Genomic DNA, 23,210 nt, shown 5'->3' with positions numbered 1-23,210 from the left:
ACCCCTCCATGGTGAGGGGTCCCCGGTCCGGCCGGGTCGCCGATTGACGGACGGCGTCAATCGGCGACCTGCCGGACACGGCTCACTCCGGCTGAGTCACCCGCTTCAGGAACTCGCCCACCGCGCTGCGCACGTCCGCCGCCGTCCACTCCAGCCCCGCCTCGGAGACCGTGACCTCCGTGAACGACGTCCCGGGCGGGCCGCCGGACGCCGGATGCCACTTACGGAAGAGCGCCACGCCCGTCTCCTCCGCCTGCCGCACCGACGCCTCGGTCAGGACGTCCGCCGCGTACGGCAGCCACACCTGGAACTGGTGAGTGTGCGGCGGCTCCGGATGCACCCGGAACCAGCCCGCACCGGCCTGCGTGAACCCCTCGGCCAGCGCCGCGGCCACCACCTTCGCGTGATCGACGTACGAGGCGAGCTTCGGCAGCTCCCGGTCCAGGCCGATCAGCGCGGAGAGCGCCGCCGGGAACTGCTGGAAGAGCTGACCGCCGTACCGGTGGCGCCAGGTGCGGGCCTCCTCGATCAGCGAGGCGGATCCGGCGAGCGCCGCCCCGGAGATGCCGCCGACGGTCTTGTAGAACGACACATAGACACTGTCCGCGAGCGCCGCGATCTCCGGCAGCCCGCGCCCGAAGCGGGACGCGCACTCCCACAGCCGGGCCCCGTCGAAGTGGACCACCGCGTCGCGTTCGCGGGCGGCCGCCACCACCGCCTCCAGCTCCTGCCACGTGGGCAGTACGAAGCCCGCGTCGCGCAGGGGCAGCTCGAGCATCAGGGTGCCGAACGGCTCCGGGAAGTCGCGGATCTCGTCCGCCGTGGGCAGCCGCGGCTCGGACGTCGGATGGACGGTGCGCAGCCCGCTCACCGAGGACAGCGCACCGCGCTCGTGCATCTCGGGGTGGGCGAGCGGATGCAGTGCCACCGCCGGGTTGCCGGTGCGCCCCGCCCAGCACCGCAGCGCGACCTGCTGCGCCATCGTCCCGGTCGGGAAGAACGCGGCGGCCTCGGTGCCCAGCAGCCCGGCGACCCGCTCCTCCAGCTCGGCGACGACGCCGTCGCCGTAGATGTCCGCGGGCTGTGTGAGACCGGTGACCGTGGCCGCGCCCGCGGTCAGGGAGGCCAGCTGCTCGCCGAGCGTGCGGTCCGTGGGCATCCGGGACAGGATCCGCTCGGCCTGCCGCCAGGCGGTGAGGCGGCGCAGCCGCTCGGGATCGTCGGCCCCGCTCCCGTATCCGCCGGGGTTCTGCGCGCCGCCCGTGGCCTCGTGCGCCACCTGCTCGTCTCTGTCTTCCATGGGACGATCATCACGCAGAACGGAGCCCCTGCCCACACGGTTTCGGTGCCCCGCGCACCCCCCGGGCCGCCGCGGCCCGGAGTTTCCCACAGGCTGTGGACAGCCGGGGGCTCGAGTGAACCGCTGGCGTAGCATGCAGAGATATCGTCCGGTACCCCCCGCGGACTGGAACGGAAGGCCACCGCAGCGTGAATGCAACAGCTCCCCATGAGCCCCTCGACGCAAGGGACCGCCCCGCCCGGCTCACCGTCGGTGTCGTGGGCGCGGGCCGCGTAGGCCCCGCCCTGGCCGCGTCCCTGGCACTCGCCGGGCACCGCCCGGTCGCCGTCTCCGGCGTCTCCGACGCCTCGGTGCGCCGCGCCGCGGCCCTGCTCCCCGACGTCCCCCTCGTGCCGCCCGCCGAGGTCCTCGCACGCGCCGAGCTGGTCCTGCTGACCGTGCCCGACGACGCCCTGCCGGGGCTCGTCGAGGGCCTCGCCGAGACCGGCGCGGTCCGCCCGGGACAGCTCATCGTCCACACCTCGGGGCGGTACGGCACGAAGGTGCTGGACCCCGCGCTGCGGGCCGGCGCCCTGCCGCTCGCGCTGCACCCGGCGATGACGTTCACCGGCACATCCGTGGACGTCCAGCGGCTGGCCGGCTGCTCCTTCGGGGTCACCGCCCCCGAGCAGCTCAGGCTTGCCGCCGAGGCGCTGGTCATCGAGATGGGCGGCGAGCCCGAGTGGATCGCCGAGGAGTCCCGTCCGCTCTACCACGCGGCTCTCGCCCTCGGCGCGAACCACCTGGTCACCCTGGTCGCCCAGTCCATGGAGCTGCTGCGCACGGCGGGGGTCGCCGCCCCCGACCGGATGCTGGGCCCCCTGCTCGGCGCCGCCCTGGACAACGCCCTGCGCTCCGGTGACGCCGCGCTGACCGGCCCCGTCGCCCGCGGCGACGCGGGCACGGTCGCCGCCCACATCGGCGAGCTGCGCACCCACGCCCCGCGGGCCGTGGCCGGATACGTCGCGATGGCCCGCGCCACCGCCGACCGTGCGCTGGCCCACGGCATGCTCAAGCCGGAGCTCGCCGAGGACCTCCTCGGCGTCCTGGCCGACGGCTCGGGAGCCGCGGGCGCCGACGGCAGTACCGGTACCGGACCGGAGGAGTCCCGATGACCGAAACCGCCGCCACCCTGCTGCGCACCGCGGCCGAGCTGGACGCGTACACCCCGGCAGAAGGCCGGGCGGAGCGTGCCGTCGTGATGACGATGGGCGCCCTGCACGAAGGCCACGCCTCCCTGATCCGTACCGCACGCGACCTGGCGGGCCCGGCCGGACAGGTCGTGGTCACGGTCTTCGTCAACCCGCTCCAGTTCGGGGAGGCCGCGGACCTCGACCGCTACCCCCGCACCCTCGACGCCGACCTCGCGGTCGCGGGCGCGGCCGGTGCCGACGTGGTCTTCGCGCCGTCCGTGGACGAGGTCTACCCGGGCGGTGAACCGCAGGTCCGGATCTCCGCGGGCCCCATGGGCGAACGCCTCGAGGGCGCCTCACGACCCGGGCACTTCGACGGCATGCTCACCGTCGTCGCCAAGCTGCTGCACCTCACCCGCCCCGGTCTGGCGTTCTTCGGGCAGAAGGACGCCCAGCAGCTGGCGCTGATCCGCCGCATGGTGCGCGATCTGAACTTCCCCGTGGAGATCGTGGGCGTGGAGACGGCCAGGGAGCCCGACGGCCTCGCGCTCTCCAGCCGCAACCGCTTCCTCGACCCGCACGAGCGCCACACCGCGCTGGCCCTGTCCCGGGCCCTGTTCGCGGCCCGCGACCGGCTCGCCGCCCAGCAGGCACTGCACGCCCGCGCGCAGAGTGCCGGGGCCACGGAGGGCCGGGCCGCCGGACTCACCCGGCTCGGCGAGGCCAGACTGGCCGCCGACGCCCAGGCGGTCGCCCGCGCCCGGCCGGACGCAGGACCCGCCACCGTGCGCGCCGCCGCCCGCGCGGTCCTGGACGACGCGGCGGCCGAACAGCCCCCGCTCGCCCTCGACTACCTGGCGCTCGTGGACCCGGCCGACTTCACCGAGATCCCCGACGACCGCACCGCAGGCGAGGCGGTCCTCGCCGTCGCCGCCCGGGTGGGCGCCACCCGCCTCATCGACAACATCCCGCTGACCTTCGGAGCCCCCGCGTGACCGGAATACGGCTGACCGCCCCCGCCCCCGGCTGGTCCATCGACGCCGATGTCGTGGTGGTCGGCTCCGGCGTGGCCGGACTCACCGCTGCGCTGCGCTGCGCCGCCGCGGGCCTCGCCACCGTCGTCGTCACCAAGGCCCGCCTCGACGACGGCTCGACCCGCTGGGCCCAAGGCGGTGTCGCGGCCGCGCTCGGCGAGGGCGACACCCCCGAACAGCACCTGGACGACACCCTGGTCGCGGGCGCCGGCCTCTGCGACGAGGCGGCGGTCCGGACCCTGGTCACCGAGGGCCCCGACGCCGTACGCCGGCTGATCGGCACCGGCGCCCACTTCGACACCGCGGACGACGGCACCATCGCGCTGGGCCGCGAGGGCGGCCACCACCGCCGCCGCATCGCCCACGCGGGCGGCGACGCGACGGGTGCGGAGATCTCCCGCGCCCTGGTCGAAGCGGTCCGTGAAGCCGCCCTGCACACCGTCGAGAACGCCCTCGTGCTCGACCTGCTCACCGACGCCGAAGGCCGTACCGCGGGCGTCACCCTGCACGTCATGGGCGAGGGCCAGCACGACGGGGTCGGCGCGGTCAACGCGCCCGCGGTCATCCTCGCCACCGGCGGCATCGGCCAGGTCTTCTCCGCCACCACCAACCCGGCGGTCGCCACCGGCGACGGCGTGGCACTCGCGCTGCGGGCCGGCGCGGAGGTCTCGGACCTCGAGTTCGTCCAGTTCCACCCCACGGTCCTCTTCCTCGGTTCCGGTGCCGAGGGCCAGCAGCCGCTCGTCTCGGAAGCGGTACGGGGCGAGGGCGCCCATCTCGTCGACGCGTCCGGTACGCGTTTCATGCTCGGGCAGCACGAGCTGGCGGAGCTGGCCCCGCGCGACATCGTCGCCAAGGCCATCACCCGCCAGATGCAGCTGCACGGCACCGAGCACATGTACCTGGACGCCCGTCACTTCGGCGCCGAGATGTGGGAGCAGCGCTTCCCGACCATCCTGGCGGCCTGCCGCGCCCATGGCATCGACCCGGTCACCGAGCCGGTCCCGATCGCTCCGGCCGCGCACCACGCCTCCGGCGGCATCCGCACCGACCTGCGGGGACGTACGACCGTGCCCGGCCTGTACGCCTGCGGCGAGGTCGCCTGCACCGGGGTGCACGGCGCGAACCGGCTGGCGTCCAACTCGCTCCTCGAAGGCCTCGTCTTCGCCGAGCGCATCGCGGCCGACATCGTCGCCGGCCGGCCCGCGGCCGGCATCGGCACGGGCACCGCAGCCGGAGGCCCCGCGCCCTCCCCGCTGCTGCCCCCCGAGGCCCGGTCCACGATCCAGCGCATCATGACCCGCGGAGCCGGCGTCCTGCGTTCCGCCGACGGCCTCGCCAGGGCCGCCGAGGAACTGGAGGACCTGCACCGCAGCGCGTTCCTGAAGGCAGGGGCGGACGAGCCCAAGGACGCGGTGCCCGGCGTCGACGCCTGGGAGGTCACCAATCTGCTCCTGGTCTCCCGGGCCCTGGTCGCCGCCGCCCGGCAGCGCGAGGAGACCCGCGGCTGCCACTGGCGCGAGGACCGGCCCGACCGCGACGACGAGAACTGGCGCCGCCACCTCGTCGTCCGGCTCACCCCGGACCGGCAGCTCGTCCTCCGTCGGACGGATACCGAGGCATTCGGGCCCGTACGAGCGGCCGGGGCAGCAGACTGCGCAGCAACAGGCACCACCCACCCCACTCCCGAGGAGCCGTAACCGTGAGCACGCCCGAAGAGAATCCGCGCCCCACTCCTGTGGACGTACCGCTGATCCAGATCGGGGCGCCCGCACCTGCCGCGGGCGGCTGCGGGGACGGCTGCGGCTGCGGCGGGGAGGACGGCTACGACCCGGACGCCCTGGAGTGCGGCCTGGACCCCGCGCTCGCCCAGCTCCTCGCCGACGCGGGCCTGGACCCGGTCACCGTCGAGGACGTCGCGCACGTGGCCATCGAGGAGGACCTCGACGGGGGAGCGGACGTCACGACCGTGGCCACCGTCCCCGAGGACGCCGTGACCACCGGTGACTTCACCGCCCGCGAGGCCGGCGTCGTGGCCGGTCTGCGCGTCGCGGAGGCCGTCCTGTCCATCGTCTGTACGGACGAGTTCGAGGTCGAGCGGCACGTCGAGGACGGCGACCGCGTCGCCCCCGGGCAGAAGCTGCTGACCGTCACCACCCGTACCCGCGACCTCCTCACCGGCGAGCGCAGCGCGCTCAACCTGCTCTGCAGGCTCTCCGGCATCGCCACCGCCACCCGCGCCTGGGCCGATGTGCTGGAGGGTACGAAGGCCAGGGTCCGCGACACCCGCAAGACCACTCCGGGCCTGCGCGCCCTGGAGAAGTACGCGGTGCGCTGCGGCGGCGGCGTCAACCACCGGATGTCGCTGTCCGACGCCGCGCTCGTCAAGGACAACCACGTGATCGCCGCGGGCGGGGTGGCCGAGGCGTTCAAGCGGGTCAGGGACGCGTTCCCGGACCTGGCGATCGAGGTCGAGGTCGACACGATGCAGCAGGTCGCCGAGGTCCTGGACGCCGGCGCCGACCTGATCCTGCTGGACAACTTCACGCCGTCGCAGACGGCCGAGGCGGTCGAGCTCGTCGGCGGCCGCGCGGTCCTGGAGTCCTCCGGCCGGCTGACCCTCGACTCCGCCCGCGCCTACGCCGACGCCGGCGTGGACTACCTGGCCGTCGGCGCGCTCACCCACTCCTCCCCGATCCTCGACATCGGCCTGGACTTCCGTGAGACCGACGGGGCCGGTTTCTGATGCTGCTCACCATCGACGTCGGAAACACCCACACCGTCCTCGGCCTGTTCGACGGCGAGGAGATCGTCGAGCACTGGCGGATCTCCACCGACGCCCGCCGCACCGCGGACGAGCTGGCGGTACTGCTCCAGGGCCTGATGGGCATGCACCCGCTGCTGGGCATGGAGCTGGGCGACGGCATCGAGGGCATCGCGATCTGCTCCACCGTCCCGGCCGTCCTGCACGAGCTGCGCGAGGTCACCCGCCGCTACTACGGCGACGTGCCCGCCGTCCTCGTCGAGCCGGGCATCAAGACCGGTGTGCCGATCCTGATGGACAACCCGAAGGAGGTCGGCGCGGACCGCATCATCAACGCGGTCGCCGCCGTGGACCTGTACGGCGGTCCGGCGATCGTCGTCGACTTCGGCACGGCGACCACCTTCGACGCGGTCTCCGCCCGGGGCGAGTACACCGGCGGCGTCATCGCGCCCGGCATCGAGATCTCGGTCGAGGCGCTCGGCGTCAAGGGCGCGCAGCTGCGCAAGATCGAGCTGGCCCGGCCGCGCAGCGTGATCGGCAAGAACACCGTCGAGGCCATGCAGGCGGGCATCATCTACGGCTTCGCCGGCCAGGTCGACGGTGTCGTGGGCCGGATGAAGAAGGAACTGGCGGCCGACCCCGACGACGTCACGGTCATCGCGACGGGCGGCCTCGCCCCGATGGTGCTGGGCGAGTCCTCCGTCATCGACGAGCACGAGCCCTGGCTCACGCTCATCGGACTGCGCCTCGTGTACGAGCGCAATGTGTCGCGCCTGTAGGCGTACGCGGCTCTGACGGCGGCCGGCGGCGCGGCGGCTCTCCGCAACCGCCGCGCCGCCGACGGCCAGTTAAACGGATTGTGTCCATTTAGCGCGTATTGTCGCGTTATGCCCACGCCCTACGGATCACGCGGCGGTATGGCGTTCAGCGCGGACGAGCTGCGAGTGCTCCGACGTGCCCTCGCCATCGCCCTCCACCCCGCGCCCCTGCCCGACGAGGACGTCCAGGACTGCCTGCGGCTAGCGGGCTCCGTCGACGAGGCGGTCGGTGAGGCCGGACGGCTGCGCGCCTTTCTCCTCGCCGACCTCGTCCGCTACCGAAACGCCCTCCCCGGCTCCCTCAGCGGCTATCTGGAGCTCCTCCAGGACGCCCTGGCCGCCGGATACGACCCCCGCCCCGAGGATCTGGCCGCGCTGCGCGCCCTGCGTGGCGGAGCGGTCGCCGCGGCACTCCTGGAGCGCTGCCAGGTGCTCGCCGAACGTTCGGTGCGGGCCCGTCTCGCCGGGCGCGCCGTGCCCGCGACGGCCCCCGCGCCCCGCAGCCGGCTGCTCGCACTGCCCGGCGGCCGGGCGGCGGAACCCGAGAAGCCGGAGACCCCGGTGGCCCCGGCCCGTCCCGCCCAGCCGTCCGGGCGCCCGGCGCCGAAGCCCTCGGAGGTCTTCCCGCCCCGTCGCCGCCCGGTCCCGCCGCCGCAGCAGCGCGCCGCGGGGTAGGGCCTTTCACCGGGCCCTGACGGGCTCGCTACTCTGGACGCCATGGACTACGTATCCGCGCTTGTGCCCCCCGTGGTGATGGCCGCCTTCTTCATCGGCCTGGTCGTGACGATCGTCAAGAGCCAGGGCGGGCCGAACAAGGCCAAGGAGGACGCGGCCGTGGACGCCGCGATCAGCCGCGCGGAATCGGCCCGCCAGGCGCCGCGCACCGACGGGGTCTGACCTCCCGGTCCCGCGCGCAGCGCGCACCACACGTACGAAGGGCGTACGGCTCCCGAGGGCCGTGCGCCCTTTTGCTGTGTAAATAACCAGGCATTTCAGACATCTGGCACTAAGGTGGCGCCGTGCCCCGCCAATTGGGAGAGCTGGAAGACGCCGTGATGACACGGGTCTGGCAATGGAACCGACCGGTAACCGTGCGGGAAGTCCTCGAGGACCTTCAGCAGGAGCGGTCCATCGCCTACACCACCGTCATGACGGTAATGGACAATCTCCATCAGAAGGGCTGGGTGCGCCGGGAAGTGGACGGGCGCGCATATCGATATACGGCGGTCTCCACCCGCGCCGCATACTCGGCCGCCCTGATGAACGAAGCCTGGTCACTGAGTGACAACCCCGCTGCCGCACTGGTCGCCTTCTTCGGCATGATGTCGGCCGAGCAGCGCGAGGCTCTCCAGGGCGCCATGCGGATCGTTCTGCCCACGCTTCCCGGGGGTGCCGTGCCCGAGGCCGGTGAAGAGGCCGGTGAAGCCGTCGGCGAAGCCGTCGATGAAGGTACCGAAGCAGCCGATGAAGCGGAGCCGGAGACCGGGCGATAGCGTCTGCGTATGTCCTCAGAGCTTCCGCAAACGGATTTCCAGACCGAACCGTCGGTTATAAACGTGGCCATCACCGTCCGGCGTGCGAGGACGAGCGATGTGGCCTCCGTCAGGCGGCTCCTCGACGGCTACGTTCAGGAAGGCATCCTGCTCGACAAAGCGACGGTGACTCTTTACGAGGACATCCAGGAGTTCTGGATCGCCGAACGCGACGAGGACGCCCGGGTCATCGGCTGCGGCGCACTGCATGTGATGTGGGAAGACCTCGCCGAAGTCCGTACTCTCGCGGTCGATCACAGCATCAAGGGCGCCGGAGTCGGCCATCAAGTGCTGGACAAGTTGTTGCAGACCGCCCGCTGGCTCGGCGTCCGGCGGGTTTTCTGTCTCACCTTCGAAGTCGACTTCTTCGCGAGACACGGCTTCGTGGAGATCGGTGAGACGCCGGTCGACGGAGATGTCTACAGTGAGCTGCTGCGTTCCTATGACGAGGGTGTCGCGGAGTTCCTCGGTCTCGAACGAGTGAAGCCGAACACCTTGGGTAACAGCCGGATGCTTCTGCACCTGTGACCGCCTGAAGAAGAGCGATCCCTATGTCCGAATCGCGCATGTTTCCCGTGTTCTTGTGCTCCTGAACCTCTCCCGGGGGTTTGTGTTTTCCGGGGAAAAGCGGTTTCCTTTCCGCGTACTCCATTTTCGATGAAAGGAAATCCGGTGGCACAGAAGGTTCAGGTCCTTCTTGTTGACGACCTCGACGGTGGCGAGGCGGACGAGACGGTGACGTTCGCGCTGGATGGCAAGACGTACGAGATTGACCTCACCACCAGCAACGCGGACAAGCTCCGTACGCTTCTTGAGCCCTACGCCAAGAGCGGCCGGCGTACCGGTGGCCGTGCGGCTTCCGGGCGCGGCAAGGGCCGTGCCGTTCCCGGCGGCAACAAGGACACCGCCGAGATCCGTAAGTGGGCGCGCGAGAACGGCCACAATGTGAATGACCGCGGCCGCGTTCCCGCCGAGATCCGTGAGGCTTACGAGAAGGCCAACGGCTGAGCAGTTGAGTCATCGGGGGACAGCCCCGTCCGGGCGCGCATCAGCCGGGCCCGGTGGCATTCCGTCGCCACGGCATCCACGAGCCGGATGAGATCGGGAGTATCCCCACCCCTGCTCCCGAAGCCGGAGAATGCCGGGAACGCCGGCTCTCCGTCCCGCTCACGCAGTGGGCAGGGGGGCCGCAGCCACTTGGCGGCCCCCGGCGGGCCCGCCCGGCCCGGTGACGGCGGTGCGGTGATCCGGCCGCCCGTGCCGAGACCGGTCAGCGCGAGGGCGACCCCGCCCCACTCCAGCCAGTCGAGCAGCCCCGGCAGCTCGTCCGCGCTGCCCGGCGCGACCAGCAGACTCATCCGCCCGCCCAGCAGTGCCACCGGACCTGTCCGGCCCACTCGCCGCAACGCCGCGTGACCGGCGGCAGCGGGAACGACGAGCGCGTCGAACCGCAGCCCGGTCAGCAGCCGTACCGGTGAACCACCGGCCGTCGCCCAGCCGAGCTCCCGCTCGTACCACCGGGCGCACTCGTTCCACGGCTCGTCGCCGGCACCACTGTCCCGCTCGACGGGAAGCGGGGTGCGGGGAGGCGGGACGGGAAGGGCCATGCCGGAAGAACTCCCGATCCGCCCCCCGGGTTACGCACGGTCCCTGACCGAACGCATAGTGTGTCCGGGTTGAGGGCGTACGGGCGCTTTCAGGAGTACGAAGATGTTCGCCCGTAGCGGAGGGAACCCGCGTACCCGGCATGGACTGTCTGTAATTACGGGTAAGACATCCCTAGTGGGGAGGGGCGACACGCGAGCCACCGGACGTCTCACGTTCGCCATCGGCGTACTGGCGATAGGGGTATCTGCCTGGCCTGCGGGAACATCGTCTCGCACCATCGGGTTGGAGCAGTTGTCGGCGTTCGGGGCAGGAGATCCCCCGGGAAGCAGGGCCGGGTGTCGGCAGTTGAAATGAGCGGTCCCCGCTTGCGGGACTAAGCTGCGGAAGGACAGGGAGGGGACCGACCCCTTACTGCCTGACCGCTCTGAGGAGCGATTAACGATGTTCGAGAGGTTCACCGACCGCGCGCGGCGGGTTGTCGTCCTGGCTCAGGAAGAAGCCCGGATGCTCAACCACAACTACATCGGCACCGAGCACATCCTCCTGGGCCTGATCCACGAGGGTGAGGGTGTCGCCGCTAAGGCCCTGGAGAGCCTCGGGATTTCGCTCGAGGCGGTCCGCCAGCAGGTGGAGGAGATCATCGGTCAGGGCCAGCAGGCCCCGTCCGGCCACATCCCCTTCACTCCCCGAGCCAAGAAGGTCCTGGAGCTGTCGCTCCGCGAGGCCCTTCAGCTCGGCCACAACTACATCGGCACCGAGCACATCCTGCTCGGTCTGATCCGCGAGGGCGAGGGCGTCGCAGCCCAGGTCCTCGTGAAGCTGGGCGCCGACCTTAACCGGGTGCGCCAGCAGGTCATCCAGCTGCTCTCCGGATACTCGGGCGGCAAGGAGGCGGCCACCGCGGGCGGCCCCGCGGAGGGCACGCCCTCCACCTCCCTGGTGCTCGACCAGTTCGGCCGGAACCTCACCCAGGCCGCCCGTGAATCCAAGCTCGACCCGGTCATCGGGCGCGAGAAGGAGATCGAGCGGGTCATGCAGGTGCTGTCCCGCCGTACGAAGAACAACCCGGTCCTCATCGGCGAGCCCGGCGTCGGCAAGACGGCGGTCGTCGAGGGCCTGGCGCAGGCCATCGTCAAGGGCGAGGTGCCCGAGACCCTCAAGGACAAGCACCTCTACACCCTCGACCTCGGTGCGCTGGTCGCCGGCTCCCGCTACCGCGGTGACTTCGAGGAGCGCCTCAAGAAGGTGCTCAAGGAGATCCGCACCCGCGGCGACATCATCCTGTTCATCGACGAGCTCCACACCCTGGTGGGTGCGGGTGCCGCCGAGGGCGCGATCGACGCGGCGAGCATCCTCAAGCCCATGCTGGCGCGAGGCGAGCTGCAGACCATCGGTGCCACCACGCTCGACGAGTACCGCAAGCACCTGGAGAAGGACGCCGCTCTCGAGCGCCGCTTCCAGCCCATCCAGGTCGCGGAGCCGTCGCTGCCGCACACCATCGAGATCCTCAAGGGTCTGCGCGACCGCTACGAGGCCCACCACCGCGTGTCCATCACGGACGAGGCGCTGGTCCAGGCCGCGACGCTGGCCGACCGCTACATCTCGGACCGCTTCCTGCCGGACAAGGCGATCGACCTGATCGACGAGGCCGGTTCCCGGATGCGCATCCGCCGGATGACCGCGCCGCCGGACCTCCGTGAGTTCGACGAGAAGATCGCGGGCGTCCGCCGCGACAAGGAGTCGGCCATCGACTCCCAGGACTTCGAGAAGGCGGCCTCTCTCCGCGACAAGGAGAAGCAGCTGCTGGCGGCGAAGGCCAAGCGCGAGAAGGAGTGGAAGGCCGGCGACATGGACGTCGTGGCCGAGGTCGACGGCGAGCTCATCGCCGAGGTCCTCGCCACCGCCACCGGCATCCCGGTCTTCAAGCTGACGGAGGAGGAGTCCTCCCGTCTGCTGCGCATGGAGGACGAGCTCCACAAGCGCGTCATCGGCCAGAAGGACGCCATCAAGGCCCTCTCGCAGGCGATCCGCCGTACGCGAGCCGGTCTGAAGGACCCGAAGCGCCCCGGTGGCTCGTTCATCTTCGCCGGTCCGTCCGGTGTCGGTAAGACCGAGCTCTCCAAGACGCTCGCCGAGTTCCTCTTCGGCGACGAGGACGCGCTGATCGCCCTCGACATGTCGGAGTTCAGCGAGAAGCACACGGTCTCGCGTCTCTTCGGTTCTCCCCCCGGCTACGTGGGATACGAGGAGGGCGGCCAGCTCACCGAGAAGGTGCGCCGCAAGCCGTTCTCCGTCGTCCTCTTCGACGAGGTCGAGAAGGCCCACCCCGACATCTTCAACTCCCTGCTCCAGATCCTGGAGGACGGTCGCCTGACCGACTCCCAGGGCCGGGTCGTGGACTTCAAGAACACGGTCATCATCATGACGACCAACCTCGGGACCCGGGACATCTCCAAGGGCTTCAACCTGGGCTTCGCCGCCCAGGGCGATGTGAAGACGAACTACGAGCGGATGAAGGTCAAGGTCAACGAAGAGCTCAAGCAGCACTTCCGGCCCGAGTTCCTCAACCGTGTCGATGACACCGTCGTCTTCCACCAGCTCACCGAGGAAGACATCATCCAGATCGTCGACCTCATGCTCGCCAAGGTGGACGAGCGGCTGAAGGACCGCGACATGGGCATCGAGCTCAGCGCGGAAGCGAAGTCGCTCCTGGCGAAGAAGGGCTACGACCCCGTGATGGGCGCCCGGCCGCTGCGCCGGACGATCCAGCGCGAGATCGAGGACATCCTCTCCGAGAAGATCCTCTTCGGTGAGCTGCGCCCCGGTCACATCGTGGTCGTCGGTACCGAGGGCGAGGGTGACGAGAAGAAGTTCACCTTCCGCGGCGAGGAGAAGTCGGCTCTGCCCGACGTCCCCCCGATCGAGCAGGCGGCAGGCGGCGCCGGCCCGAACATGACGAAGGAAGCGTGACAGGCGCCTAGCGCCCGAGCGTACGAGGGGCTGCCCCGGACCGGTTTCGACCGTCCGGGGCAGCCCCTTTCGCATGCGCGGGTGAGGGTTCCGGGGGGACGTGCGTGCGTTCCCGGCCCTGCTCCCCGGTGCTTTCCGGGCCCGCGAGCCGTCCGGGAACGCGTGACGACGTGAACGGTGACAGGCGCGTCACAAGGATGTCCCCGTCCCGTCCTGGCCGCTCAGTGGCCGAAATCCGCTGGCTAGTCTGGCCCGGCTCCGGGGCGACCGGTCCGGAGCCCGGACGGACCGAGGGAACGGGGCAGACGATGGGTGCAGGCGCTGTGTCACGCAGACGGGCCATGACGCTGGCGGGGGCCGGGCTGGTGCTGCTGGGAGCCGGGGCCGCGGGCTGCGGTCCCGAGGACGACTCGCTCGGTGGTGGCGGCGCGCAGAGCCCGGGGGCCGGCACGGGGACGGGCAAGCCCGGCGGGGGAAGCAAGGCGCCCGCTCCGGGCGGCAAGCCCCGGGCCGCCTGGCAGGCCGCCTCGCTCAATGACGGACTGACCCCGATCTCCCCGCTCGCCGTGGTCGGCAACGTGGTGGTCGTGACGGGCGACCCGCTGGTGGGGCGCGACATATCCACCGGCAAGGAGCTGTGGTCCCGCAAGGACGTCACCACCCCCGGCGCCAACATGCTCATCGGCGGCAACGGGACGCTCTATCTCGCGAGCGCCGAGTACGACGGAAACGTCGTCGGCCTGAATCCCGCGACGGGCCGGGAGACCTGGCGGAGCCGGCTGGGGGACAAGTACTCCCTGCCCCGGGTCGTCGCCGCGGACGCCGACCACGTCTATGTCGTCGCCGGGGTCCTGGACAAGGAGTTCAGGACGCCGGACAACGTGATCGCGGCGATCGACACCACCTCGGGCAAGGTCGTCTGGCGCGAACAGCGGGACCACGGCACGGAGGAGAACGGCATCACCGCGGTGGTGTCCGGCAACCGGCTCGTCTACACCGACTTCCGGGAGAACCTCACGGTGCGTGACACCGCGACCGGGCGTCAGACCTGGACGAAGAAGATCGGCCGGTCCAACAACCTCGGGTTCGTGGTCCACGAAGGCCTCGTCATCCTCGCCAACGGGGAGCGGATGCGCGCCTACGACCTGGCCGACGGCAAGGAGCGCTGGTCCTTCGGGACCGAGAAGTTCTACCGGTTCAACGACCCGGCGGTCCTGGACGGCGTTCTCTACGTCTCCGACAGCGCCCACGGCCTCTGGGCGGCCGATCCCGTGACCGGGAAGAAGATCTGGCACCAGAAGGACCTCCTGGACATCGCCGTCCCGTGGCAGTTCGCCAAGGTGGGCGGCGTCCTCTACGGGGCGACGGAGTTCGACGAGCACGGCGGCATCCACGCCTTCGACGCCGGCAGCGGGAAGCTGCGCTGGACCTACAACGACGGCAGCGGCGACATCCAGCGCTGGTACCTGGCGGCAGGGGGCAAGCAGCTCGTGGCCCTGCACGCGAAGAAGGTGACCGGCCTGCCCGCCGCCTGACAGCTGTCCCGTGCGCGAGGTCCGGGGGCGGCGATCGGTTGCGGGCCGAAGGTCCCGAAACGGACGGCCCTTGGTCCCACGGCCGGTGACAAGGCGCACAGCCCTTTCGAGGCCTACTAGGCGGCTTAGGAGGAAGGGGCCCGCCCGCGGGAGGGCCCTTCGGCCCTGCGTCCGGCGGGCCCGTGGGGGATGTGGGGTGAAGTGCCCGGATAGCGGGCTCATGTCCGATTGGTTCGGTTTGGAACTGGGGTTAAACCTGTCCGGCCGAAGACTTTCGGCAGGCCGCGCGAGGGGTGCTGCGGGACCTGTGGCGGCGAATTCCCGAGGCTCCGGCTACGGCTTTTGTTCGTAGATGGGGGGTTTGAGTACCGGCGGGGGTGCGGGTTACCAAGGAATGGCCAGCCCGGTCCGAGTGCCCGGGTCCAGTCATCCCCGGAGGTTTTCCGCTTATGTCGAAGCGCGTTACGTTCCAGTCCCGCCGCCCGTCCGCTTCCCGTGTCCGTGGCGCCGTGGTGGCAGCCGGCCTGGGGACGTCGATGGTTCTCGGTGCGGGCGCTGCGTTCGCGGCCGGCACGACGGGCACCACCAATGCCGCGAGCCTGGCGAGTGCGACCACCGCCGACTCGGTCGCCCAGCAGGCGGCCGCGCAGGGCAAGGCGGCCAAGGCCGCCGAGCACGCCGCGGCGAAGAAGGCCGAGGTCGAGAAGAAGGCCGCGAAGAAGGCCGAGGCCAAGAAGAAGGCCGCGAAGAAGGCCGCCGCCAAGAAGGCCGCCAAGCGCGCCTGGGAGACCCCGGTCGACCACTACCAGCTGAGCGCGAGCTTCGGCAACGACGGCAGCCGCTGGGCGCACAAGCACTCCGGCCAGGACTTCGCCGTGCCGATCGGCACCAAGGTCGAGGCCGCGCACAACGGCACCATCGTGAAGGCCGGCCCCAACGGCGGCGGCGACGGTCCCGCGTACGGCAACGCCATTGTGATCAAGCACAGCAACGGCACGTACTCGCAGTACGCGCACCTCTCGAAGATCGACGTGCACATCGGCGAGCACGTGAAGAAGGGCGAGAAGATCGCCCTGTCCGGCAACACCGGCAACTCCAGCGGCCCGCACCTGCACTTCGAGATCCGGACCACGCCGAACTACGGTTCCGCGGTGAACCCGGTCAACTACCTGCACAAGGAGGGCGTCTCGGTCTGATCCGGCCGGGACACCACCCCGCTACTGGGCGGAATCCGGGCCGTGGGCCCGGGTGACCAGTTCGACGGCGACTTCGAGGGCGGCCTTCCGCTTGTCCTCGGGGTCGCCGTCGACGTCTTTCAGCGCGAGCATGCCGGCGTGCAGGGTGAAGAGCGCGCTGAAGCACCTCACCTGGTCGGTGAGCGGTGCGTCGGGATCCTTGATCAGGGCCACGAGTGCCAGGACCCGGTCCTTGATCGTCACGCCGATGCTCAGGTCGCGCACTGTCGCCTGGTTCTCCTGCATGAAGCGGAAGAGCGGGGCGGCGCCCGTCAGTGCCTCGCTGTAGCGGCTGAGGATCTCCTTCTTCGTCTCCAGCGTGCGCGGCTGCGTCCCACCCCAGGTGATCAGCTCCTCGACGGGCCGGTTGAGGTCCTCGAAGATGCTGACCAGGATGTCTTCCTTGGTCTTGAAGTGGTAGTACAGCGCGGCCTTGGTGACATCGAGGTGCTCGGCGATCTCGCGCAGTGAGGTCTTCTCGTAGCCCTGCTCGGCGAAGAGGTTCAGGGCGACGTCCTGAATGCGCTGGCGGGTGTTGCCCCGGCGCGGCTGCGGCGTGCTGCCCATCGTGCTCTCCCAAGAACTTACTTGACGCCCGGCTAGTTACGGGGCTACTTTCCCCTAGTGTAGTCAACTAGCCGGGCGGCAAGTAAGTGTCCGGTGGGCAGCGGTACAGGGGATCAGGGGAGTTGGGGAACATGCCGGACTTGAAGAAGGCGACGGACAGGAAGGCGGACGTCCGTCCGTCCGGGCGGGTGCCGAAACCCGAGCCGCAGCAGCGCAGCGTCCGGGTGGTGGTGCTCGCCCTGATGATCGCCATGCTGCTGGCCATGCTCGACAACCTGATCGTCGGCACCGCGATGCCGACCATCGTCGGTGACCTCGGAGGGCTCGAGCACCTGTCCTGGGTCGTCACCGCCTACACCCTGGTCACCGCGGCCTCGACCCCCATCTGGGGCAAGCTCGGCGACATGTACGGGCGCAAGGGCATCTTCCTCACGTCCATCGTGATCTTCCTGATCGGCTCGGTCCTCAGCGGAATGGCCCAGGACATGGGCCAGCTGATCGGCTTCCGGGCGGTCCAGGGGCTGGGCGCAGGCGGTCTGATGGTCGGCGTCATGGCGATCATCGGTGATCTCGTGCCGCCCCGTGAGCGCGGCAAGTACCAGGGCATGATGGCCGGCGTGATGGCGATCGCGATGATCGGCGGACCGCTCGTCGGCGGCACCATCACCGACCACCTCGGCTGGCGCTGGAGCTTCTACATCAACCTGCCGCTGGGCGCCGTCGCCCTGGCCATGATCACCATCGTGCTGCACCTGCCCAAGCGGGAACGCACCAAGGCCAAGGTCGACTACCTGGGCGCCGGACTCCTGACGGTCGGCATCACCGCGATCGTGCTGGTGACCACCTGGGGCGGTTCGGAGTACGACTGGAACTCCGCCGTCATCATGGAGCTCATCGCCATCGGCGTCGCCTCACTGGCCGGGTTCCTCTTCGTCGAGACCAAGGCCGCCGAGCCGATCATCCCGCTGCACATCTTCCGCAACGCCAACTTCACGCTGATGTCCGTGGTCGGCTTCATGGCGGGCTTCGTGATGTTCGGCGCGGTGCTCTACCTGCCGCTGTTCCAGCAGTCCGTCCAGGGCGCGTCCGCGACCAACTCCGGGCTGCTGCTCCTGCCGATGCTCCTGGCGATGATGATCGTCTCGCTGGTCGCCGGGCGGATCACCACCAGCAGCGGCCGGTACAAGATCTTCCCGATCGTGGGATCGATCCTGATGGTCACCGGACTCTTCCTGCTCTCGACGATGGACACGGACACCACCCGGTTCACCTCCGGCGTCTACATGGCGGTGCTCGGCGCGGGCATGGGCTTCCTGATGCAGATCACGATGCTCGTCGCGCAGAACAGCGTCGAGATGAAGGACATGGGCGTCGCCTCGTCCTCCACCACCCTCTTCCGTACGCTCGGCAGCTCCTTCGGTGTCGCCATCATGGGCGCGCTGTTCACCGGACGGGTGAGCGACGAGATGGCCGCCCGCGGTGGTGCGGGCGCCACCATGCACGGCGCCCAGCTGGACGCGGCGAGCCTGACGAAGCTCCCGGCCCCGGTGCGCGAGGCGTACGAGTACGCGGTGGCGTCCGGCACGCACATCGCCTTCCTGGTCGGCGCATCGGTCGCGCTGATCGCCCTGGTGGCGGCGCTGTTCGTCAAGGAGGTGCCGCTGCGGGGAGCCGGGCCGGAGGCGGCCACGGTCACCACGGACGCCTGACAACCGCGACGGCGGACACGAGGAGGCCCCGGGGTGCGCGCACCCCGGGGCCTCCTCGCTGCCGTGTCCGGCGGCTCAGCCGTCCGGCCGCTCGCCGCGCCGGACGGCGCCGCTGCCGGCGGCCCGCCTGCCGCCCGGTTCCGGGCCGCGCTGTTCGGCGAGCTGGAGCATGGGGAAGCTGCCGGTGTCGGTCGGGGCGTGTTCGGGCAGCCACAGCACGGCGATCGCCCCGCCGGCGCCCTCGGCCGCACCCTCGGGCGCGGCGTTGCGGAACGTCAGCCGGGCGCCGAGCACCCGTGCCTGGCCGGCCGCGATCGTCAGCCCCAGCCCGTGCCCGTGCCCGGCCCGGTCCGAGCTTCCGGTACGGAACCGGCTCGGCCCCTCACGCAGCAGCGCGGCCGGGAACCCCGGACCGTGGTCGCGGATCCGCACCACCCGGCCCTCGACCGTGACCTCCACGGGCGTGGAGCCGTGCTTGGCGGCATTGCCCAGCAGATTGCCCAGGATGCGCTCCAGCCGGCGCGGATCGGTACTGACCCACGACTCGTGGACCACCTGCACCCGCACCTCGGGGTCCAGCAGCGCCACCCGGCGGCTGACGAACTCGCCCAGCGCGACCTCCTGGAGCTCGGCCCGCTCGGAAGCGCTGTCCAGCCGGGCCACCTCCAGCACGTCCTCGACCAGTGTGCGCAACGCCTGGGCCCGGTCCCGTACGAGTTCCGTGGGACGGCCGGGCGGCAGCAGTTCGGCCGCGGTCAGCAGCCCGGTCACCGGGGTGCGCAGCTCGTGCGCGATGTCCGCGGTGACCCGGCGTTCGGCCTCGATCCGCTCGTTCAGCGCGTCCGTCAGGGCGTCCACCGCACCGGCCAGCTCATCGGTCTCGTCCTGGACGACGCCACCGACGGCGTCCCTGACCCGTACCTCCGTATTGCCCTGGGCGACCCGCCCGGCCGCGGCCGCCGCCTTGCGCAGCCGGCGCGAGAGCTGGCCGCCGATCAGCACACCCAGCGCGGAGCCGCCCAGCACCACGGAGACCGAACCGATGATCAGGGCCCGGTCCAGATCGCCCATGATCGTGGTGGAGCGGTCGGCGAAGCGGGTGTGCAGCGAGAGCACGTCGCCGTTGCCCAGCGGCACGGCCGCCCAGACGTCGGGCACTCCGCCGCCGTCCTCGACGTGCGTGGCGCGCCGGTTGCGCCGGGTCTCCTGGCGCAGGCTCTGCGGCATCGTCGGATCGTTGAGCTTCGCGCCGAAGCGCGGGTCGGCCTTCTTGGTCTTCGTCGCCTCGTAGAGCAGCTGCGCGTAGGTCAGCCGCTCCAGCTGGACCTCGCGCGCGTTCTCCAGCATCGAGACCCTGGCCGCGTTGTGCACGACCAGGCTCAGCGCGACCGCGATCAGGGCGCCGACCGCCGCGATCGCGATGCTGATCTTCCAGCGGACGCCCGTCCGCAGGGCCGGGCGCCTCATGCCCTCAGCTTGTAGCCGAAGCCGCGCACCGTCTCGATGCGGTCCTGGCCGATCTTCGTACGCAGCCGCTGCACATGGACGTCCACGACCCGGGTGTCGCCGCCCCAGCCGTAGTCCCAGACCCGCTCCAGCAGTTTGTCGCGGGAGAGCACGGTGCCGGGCGCGGAGGAGAACTCCAGCAGCAGCCGCATCTCGGTCGGGGTCAGGCCCACCTGCTCGCCGGCCTTGCGCACCTCCATGCCCTCGGTGTCGATCTCCAGGTCACCGAAGACCAGTACGCCGCCCTCTGCCTGCGCCCCCGTCTCCCCGCCGCCGGCCGCGCCGCCCGAGGCATGGCCGAAGCGGCGCAGCACGGCGCGGATCCTGGCGACCAGGACCGCGCCGTCGAAGGGCTTGGTGACGTAGTCGTCGGCCCCGGCCTCCAGGCCGAGCACCACATCGATCGAGTCGGCGCGTGCCGACAGCATGATCACGGGAACGGTCGACTCGTCCCGGATGCGCCGGCAGAGGCTCACCCCGTCCAGGCCGGGCACCATCACATCGAGCAGCGCGATGTCGGGCCGGTCGGCCCGGAACGCCTCGAGGCCCCGGAGGCCGTCGGGCATCGCGGTGACCACGAAGCCGTCCCGCTCCAGCGCCAGCTGGGTGGCCTCGCGGATGACGTCGTCGTCCTCGACGAACAGGACATGGGTCTCGGCCATCGGACTGCTCTCAGTTCTTCGTCGGTTCCGTGGGCTCGGGGAAGTCTCCTTCACCCGCGCCGACGGCTCTGTTGAAGTCGTTGTGCACCCGGTCCTGCTCGCTGAACCGGCTGGTCGCCCAGTGGTACGTGATCACTTCCTCGCCCGAGGGATAGGCGACCGCGTCCTTCTTCTCGTACACCTGGGTCGTCACCACCAGATCACCGCGATCGATGGTTCCGTACACGGCGGGCTGCTCGACGGTGAACACGTTCTCGTACGTGCCGTTGCTGCGGGGCCGGTACACATAGGTGCCCACGCCGACCGAGTCGCCGCAGGTCATCACGTTCACCACCACGTCGGCGGACGGGCCGTCGGTCAGCGTGCCGTACGAGGTGTCCACCGGGTACTCGTCACCGGTGCAGGGCTCCAGATCGGTCCGGACCCGCTCGCTCACCTTCGGGTCCGCCTTCAGCAGGGCCACGGCATCGACCCGGGGCGCGGGCTTCGCCGTGGACGGGGGCGTCGCGGTGGGCGTGACCTTCGCGACCGGCTGGGTGCCTGCCGGGCCCTCGTCGCGCGTGCCCGTGCCGCCGGTGGAGCAGCTGACGGCGAACAGGCCGAGGACGGCGAGCCCGGCCAGAGCCGTACTGCTCGCCGCCCAGCCGGTCAGCGGACGTCCCCTCCCGCCGCCGGCTCCGCCCCCCGCGGGTCCTTCGGTGACCGTGCCGCCGCTCCCGCCGCCGCCGTCACCGCTGCCTGTCAGGCCGCGCACCGCTCCCGCCCCCGCTCGTCATGACGCCTGTCCGCCGGCGCCCCTGCCTGTGTCCGCGGCCGCACCGCAGCCCCGGCCGGCGCGGCGTTCCCGGCGGGCCTGTGGTTCCGGTCCTCGCGGATCCTGGCCTCCCGGCTCGCCGCTTCCCTGCTCTCCAGCTCCTGGCGCAGCCGCGCCAGTGCCCGGTGCAGGGTGCTCTTCACCGTACCGGCCGACATGCCGAGCGCGGCGGCCGTCTCCTCCGTGCTCATCTGCTCCCAGTGTCGCAGGACGACGACGCTGCGCTGCTTGGGAGCCAGCACACCCAGGACGTCCATCAGCAGGGCGCGGTCGGCACGCTGTTCGGTGCCGTCCTCGACACTGGCGTCGGGGAGCTGCTCGGTGGGGACCTCGTCCAGCTTGCGGGCCCGCCACCACTCGGTCCGGGTGTTGATCATGACGCGGCGCAGATACGCGTCGGCGAGGGACTTGTCGGCGATGCCGTCCCAGCGGCCGTAGGTGCGGGCCAGTGCCGTCTGCAGCAGGTCCTGCGCGTCCACGGGGTCGGGGACCAGCCGGCGGGCACTGCGCAGCAGCGCCTCCTGCCGGGTACGCACGTACTCCTCGAATCCGAGCACCTCGCCCTGCGCCATCACAACCGCCTCCATCCCCGTGGAACCCCGTAGAACCGCCGCCGGCCCGTGGTCGTCGGGCTGACGTCGGTGACGCTACGGAGCGGTTGTCACGGGGCTGTGCGGAGCAGCCGTAGGGCGGCGCACGGCTGTCCATCGGTTGTGTAACAGCGCAGGAGGACCAGGGACAAAGGGGCCCGCCCGGACACGGAGCGGGCCCGTTCCCCGCCGGGGCGGGAGCACGGGCCCGGTCCGTCAGCTCAGCGGCAGCCGGTACTGACCGCCGGCCAGTGGTTCGACCAGCCCGTCGGCGACGAGCCCGTCCAGCGCACGGGCCCGCTGCACCGGCTCCTCCCACACCACGTCGAGCGCCGACTGCGGCACCGGGGTCACCGACTCGCGCAGCACGGCGAGCAGCCTGCCGCGCACCTGCCGGTCCGTACCGGCGTACGTCTGGCCCCGGCGCGGGGGCCCTTGGTGCGCGGGCTTCCCGGCCAGCCGCCAGGCGCACTGCTGCGCGATCGGGCAGCGCGTGCAGTCCTCGTTCTTCGCGGTGCAGACGAGGGCGCCGAGCTCCATCGTCGCGGCGGCCCACTGCGCCGCCTGCTCGTCCTCGTCAGGCAGCAGTGCGCGGGCGAGCTTGCGTTCGGCGGCGGTGGTCGCGTTCGGCGGGTACTGGATGCCGGTCGCGGCCCGGGCGAACACCCGGCGGACGTTCGTGTCGAGGACGGCGTGCCGCTGCCGGTAGGCGAACGAGGCCACGGCAGCCGCCGTGTACTCGCCGATCCCGGGCAGTGCGAGCAGCTGGGCGTGCTCGCTCGGTACGTCTCCGCCGTGGCGTTCCGTTATTGCCTGAGCGGCCCCGTGCAGGCGCAGGGCCCGCCGCGGGTAGCCGAGCCGGCCCCAGGCGCGGACCGCCTCGCCGGGCGGCTGTGCCGCGAGGTCGGCGGGGCGCGGCCAGCGGGTGAGCCACTGCTCGTACACCGGGAGGACCCGGTTGACGGGGGTCTGCTGCAGCATGAACTCGCTCACCATCACACCCCAGGCGCCCGCTTCGGGGCGGCGCCAGGGCAGATCGCGGGCGTGCTGGTCGAACCACCCGATGACGGGGGTGTGGAGGGAGGCGGGGGGCGTCTGTGTCGCAGTCGTGGCAGTCATCGCACCGCCGATCCTGACACGGAAGGGCAGAGGGAAGTCAGGGGAACGGGGGTGTCACCCCTCATAGGAGCCCTTGGAGTGATAACGCCACCCGTCTTTCCGCACTCCACCGTCCCTCGCGTCCGGCAAGTGGCCCCACGCCCCGCGAGCCGTTGCGGCAACTGGCCCCATGAGCCCGGCCGGCGGTCCGGCCCCATGAGCCCGGCCGGCGGGGAGACACGGGTACGGGCGCCGCGCCGGGACCGCTCACCGCAGCCGCGGCGACGGCCCGGACT

At 71.2% G+C, this 23,210-nt stretch carries 22 protein-coding genes; 14 read left to right on the top strand and 8 right to left on the bottom strand.

Annotation, left to right across the window (positions count from 1 at the left end; translation table 11 throughout):
* Window positions 1–82: 82 nt before the first annotated feature.
* Entirely contained in the window at window positions 83–1,300 is a 1,218-nt protein-coding gene (locus OG782_RS15890) for a threonine aldolase family protein (protein WP_406451429.1), read from the bottom strand.
* Window positions 1,301–1,488: 188 nt separating this feature from the next.
* On the opposite strand from OG782_RS15890, the gene OG782_RS15885 reads away from it, so the two are divergent.
* From OG782_RS15885 to OG782_RS15840, 10 genes are all read left to right on the top strand, one after another.
* A complete protein-coding gene (locus OG782_RS15885; RefSeq protein WP_406451427.1) occupies window positions 1,489–2,454 on the top strand; it encodes a Rossmann-like and DUF2520 domain-containing protein in 966 nt (321 codons plus the stop codon).
* Window positions 2,451–3,467 (top strand): pantoate--beta-alanine ligase, encoded by a 1,017-nt coding sequence (gene panC / locus OG782_RS15880; protein WP_406451425.1) that lies wholly within the window; start codon window positions 2,451–2,453, stop codon window positions 3,465–3,467. The genes OG782_RS15885 and panC overlap by 4 nt, the downstream gene beginning before the upstream one ends.
* Window positions 3,464–5,206, top strand: a complete 1,743-nt coding sequence (locus OG782_RS15875; protein ID WP_406451423.1) for an L-aspartate oxidase — start codon at window positions 3,464–3,466, stop codon at window positions 5,204–5,206. The genes panC and OG782_RS15875 overlap by 4 nt, the downstream gene beginning before the upstream one ends.
* A gap of 2 nt (window positions 5,207–5,208) precedes the next feature.
* On the top strand, window positions 5,209–6,252 hold the full coding sequence (gene nadC, locus OG782_RS15870; protein WP_406451421.1) for a carboxylating nicotinate-nucleotide diphosphorylase: 1,044 nt from the start codon (window positions 5,209–5,211) through the stop codon (window positions 6,250–6,252).
* On the top strand, window positions 6,252–7,049 hold the full coding sequence (locus tag OG782_RS15865; RefSeq protein ID WP_024493731.1) for a type III pantothenate kinase: 798 nt from the start codon (window positions 6,252–6,254) through the stop codon (window positions 7,047–7,049). The genes nadC and OG782_RS15865 overlap by 1 nt, the downstream gene beginning before the upstream one ends.
* Window positions 7,050–7,187: 138 nt before the next feature.
* A complete protein-coding gene (locus tag OG782_RS15860) occupies window positions 7,188–7,763 on the top strand; it encodes a hypothetical protein (RefSeq protein WP_406459099.1) in 576 nt (191 codons plus the stop codon).
* A gap of 42 nt (window positions 7,764–7,805) precedes the next feature.
* Window positions 7,806–7,985: a hypothetical protein gene (locus OG782_RS15855; protein ID WP_136326450.1), complete on the top strand. Its 180-nt coding sequence runs from the start codon at window positions 7,806–7,808 to the stop codon at window positions 7,983–7,985.
* A gap of 122 nt (window positions 7,986–8,107) precedes the next feature.
* Window positions 8,108–8,581: a BlaI/MecI/CopY family transcriptional regulator gene (locus tag OG782_RS15850; protein ID WP_406451419.1), complete on the top strand. Its 474-nt coding sequence runs from the start codon at window positions 8,108–8,110 to the stop codon at window positions 8,579–8,581.
* A gap of 9 nt (window positions 8,582–8,590) precedes the next feature.
* Window positions 8,591–9,148, top strand: coding sequence for an amino-acid N-acetyltransferase (locus OG782_RS15845; protein ID WP_406451417.1), 558 nt, complete (start codon window positions 8,591–8,593; stop codon window positions 9,146–9,148).
* Window positions 9,149–9,292: 144 nt separating this feature from the next.
* Complete coding sequence (locus tag OG782_RS15840) at window positions 9,293–9,628, top strand: Lsr2 family protein (protein ID WP_356319408.1); 336 nt, start codon at window positions 9,293–9,295, stop codon at window positions 9,626–9,628.
* Here the strand turns inward: OG782_RS15840 and OG782_RS15835 are convergent.
* The gene (locus OG782_RS15835; RefSeq protein ID WP_406451415.1) at window positions 9,607–10,227 is read right to left on the bottom strand and encodes an SCO3374 family protein; all 621 of its coding nucleotides are present in this window, start codon (window positions 10,225–10,227) and stop codon (window positions 9,607–9,609) included. The two genes, OG782_RS15840 and OG782_RS15835, sit on opposite strands and share 22 nt — an antisense overlap.
* A 442-nt stretch (window positions 10,228–10,669) precedes the next feature.
* On the opposite strand from OG782_RS15835, the gene OG782_RS15830 reads away from it, so the two are divergent.
* The 3 genes from OG782_RS15830 to OG782_RS15820 all read left to right on the top strand — a co-directional run bounded on the left by OG782_RS15830 (window position 10,670) and on the right by OG782_RS15820 (window position 15,929).
* Window positions 10,670–13,198, top strand: a complete 2,529-nt coding sequence (locus tag OG782_RS15830; protein ID WP_406451413.1) for an ATP-dependent Clp protease ATP-binding subunit — start codon at window positions 10,670–10,672, stop codon at window positions 13,196–13,198.
* 308 nt (window positions 13,199–13,506) lie between these two features.
* Window positions 13,507–14,733 (top strand): PQQ-binding-like beta-propeller repeat protein, encoded by a 1,227-nt coding sequence (locus tag OG782_RS15825; protein WP_406451411.1) that lies wholly within the window; start codon window positions 13,507–13,509, stop codon window positions 14,731–14,733.
* Window positions 14,734–15,182: 449 nt separating this feature from the next.
* Window positions 15,183–15,929 (top strand): M23 family metallopeptidase, encoded by a 747-nt coding sequence (locus tag OG782_RS15820; RefSeq protein ID WP_406451410.1) that lies wholly within the window; start codon window positions 15,183–15,185, stop codon window positions 15,927–15,929.
* A gap of 21 nt (window positions 15,930–15,950) precedes the next feature.
* Here OG782_RS15820 and OG782_RS15815 read toward each other — a convergent pair whose 3' ends face one another.
* Window positions 15,951–16,535 (bottom strand): TetR/AcrR family transcriptional regulator, encoded by a 585-nt coding sequence (locus OG782_RS15815; RefSeq protein WP_406451408.1) that lies wholly within the window; start codon window positions 16,533–16,535, stop codon window positions 15,951–15,953.
* Window positions 16,536–16,666: 131 nt separating this feature from the next.
* Here OG782_RS15815 and OG782_RS15810 point away from each other — a divergent pair, with 131 nt between their 5' ends.
* Window positions 16,667–18,244, top strand: a complete 1,578-nt coding sequence (locus OG782_RS15810) for an MDR family MFS transporter (RefSeq protein ID WP_406451406.1) — start codon at window positions 16,667–16,669, stop codon at window positions 18,242–18,244.
* Between the two features lie 75 nt (window positions 18,245–18,319).
* On the opposite strand, the gene cseC is transcribed toward OG782_RS15810, so the two are convergent.
* From cseC to OG782_RS15785, 5 genes are all read right to left on the bottom strand, one after another.
* Entirely contained in the window at window positions 18,320–19,711 is a 1,392-nt protein-coding gene (gene cseC / locus OG782_RS15805; RefSeq protein WP_406451404.1) for a two-component system sensor histidine kinase CseC, read from the bottom strand.
* A complete protein-coding gene (gene cseB, locus OG782_RS15800; protein ID WP_406451402.1) occupies window positions 19,708–20,412 on the bottom strand; it encodes a two-component system response regulator CseB in 705 nt (234 codons plus the stop codon). The genes cseC and cseB overlap by 4 nt, the downstream gene beginning before the upstream one ends.
* Before the next feature lie 10 nt (window positions 20,413–20,422).
* Window positions 20,423–21,166 carry a hypothetical protein gene (locus OG782_RS15795; protein ID WP_406451400.1) on the bottom strand — a complete coding sequence of 248 codons (744 nt, stop codon included), beginning with the start codon at window positions 21,164–21,166 and terminating at the stop codon, window positions 20,423–20,425.
* Window positions 21,154–21,798 (bottom strand): SigE family RNA polymerase sigma factor, encoded by a 645-nt coding sequence (locus tag OG782_RS15790; RefSeq protein WP_406451398.1) that lies wholly within the window; start codon window positions 21,796–21,798, stop codon window positions 21,154–21,156. Before OG782_RS15790 ends, OG782_RS15795 begins: the two co-directional genes overlap by 13 nt.
* 234 nt (window positions 21,799–22,032) lie before the next feature.
* On the bottom strand, window positions 22,033–22,935 hold the full coding sequence (locus OG782_RS15785) for an A/G-specific adenine glycosylase (protein ID WP_406451396.1): 903 nt from the start codon (window positions 22,933–22,935) through the stop codon (window positions 22,033–22,035).
* Between the last annotated feature and the right edge of the window lie 275 nt (window positions 22,936–23,210).

This window comes from Streptomyces sp. NBC_00876 (genome assembly GCF_045207435.1).
GTDB lineage: Bacteria > Actinomycetota > Actinomycetes > Streptomycetales > Streptomycetaceae > Streptomyces.
The sequence above is the reverse complement of the archived record's forward strand: the minus strand, read 5'-3'. Positions and strand labels throughout refer to the sequence as shown.

Bases quoted from the DNA above. Each gene is read 5' to 3' on its own strand.
- OG782_RS15890 (WP_406451429.1), bottom strand. From the start codon at position 1,300: ATGGAAGACAGAGACGAGCAGGTGGCGCACGAGGCCACGGGCGGCGCG.
- panC (WP_406451425.1), top strand. From the start codon at position 2,451: ATGACCGAAACCGCCGCCACCCTGCTGCGCACCGCGGCCGAGCTGGAC.
- OG782_RS15865 (WP_024493731.1), top strand. From the start codon at position 6,252: ATGCTGCTCACCATCGACGTCGGAAACACCCACACCGTCCTCGGCCTG.
- OG782_RS15860 (WP_406459099.1), top strand. From the start codon at position 7,188: ATGGCGTTCAGCGCGGACGAGCTGCGAGTGCTCCGACGTGCCCTCGCC.
- OG782_RS15855 (WP_136326450.1), top strand. From the start codon at position 7,806: ATGGACTACGTATCCGCGCTTGTGCCCCCCGTGGTGATGGCCGCCTTC.
- OG782_RS15845 (WP_406451417.1), top strand. From the start codon at position 8,591: ATGTCCTCAGAGCTTCCGCAAACGGATTTCCAGACCGAACCGTCGGTT.
- OG782_RS15835 (WP_406451415.1), bottom strand. From the start codon at position 10,227: ATGGCCCTTCCCGTCCCGCCTCCCCGCACCCCGCTTCCCGTCGAGCGG.
- OG782_RS15830 (WP_406451413.1), top strand. From the start codon at position 10,670: ATGTTCGAGAGGTTCACCGACCGCGCGCGGCGGGTTGTCGTCCTGGCT.
- OG782_RS15825 (WP_406451411.1), top strand. From the start codon at position 13,507: ATGGGTGCAGGCGCTGTGTCACGCAGACGGGCCATGACGCTGGCGGGG.
- OG782_RS15820 (WP_406451410.1), top strand. From the start codon at position 15,183: ATGTCGAAGCGCGTTACGTTCCAGTCCCGCCGCCCGTCCGCTTCCCGT.
- OG782_RS15815 (WP_406451408.1), bottom strand. From the start codon at position 16,535: ATGGGCAGCACGCCGCAGCCGCGCCGGGGCAACACCCGCCAGCGCATT.
- OG782_RS15810 (WP_406451406.1), top strand. From the start codon at position 16,667: ATGCCGGACTTGAAGAAGGCGACGGACAGGAAGGCGGACGTCCGTCCG.
- cseC (WP_406451404.1), bottom strand. From the start codon at position 19,711: ATGAGGCGCCCGGCCCTGCGGACGGGCGTCCGCTGGAAGATCAGCATC.
- cseB (WP_406451402.1), bottom strand. From the start codon at position 20,412: ATGGCCGAGACCCATGTCCTGTTCGTCGAGGACGACGACGTCATCCGC.
- OG782_RS15790 (WP_406451398.1), bottom strand. From the start codon at position 21,798: ATGGCGCAGGGCGAGGTGCTCGGATTCGAGGAGTACGTGCGTACCCGG.
- OG782_RS15785 (WP_406451396.1), bottom strand. From the start codon at position 22,935: ATGACTGCCACGACTGCGACACAGACGCCCCCCGCCTCCCTCCACACC.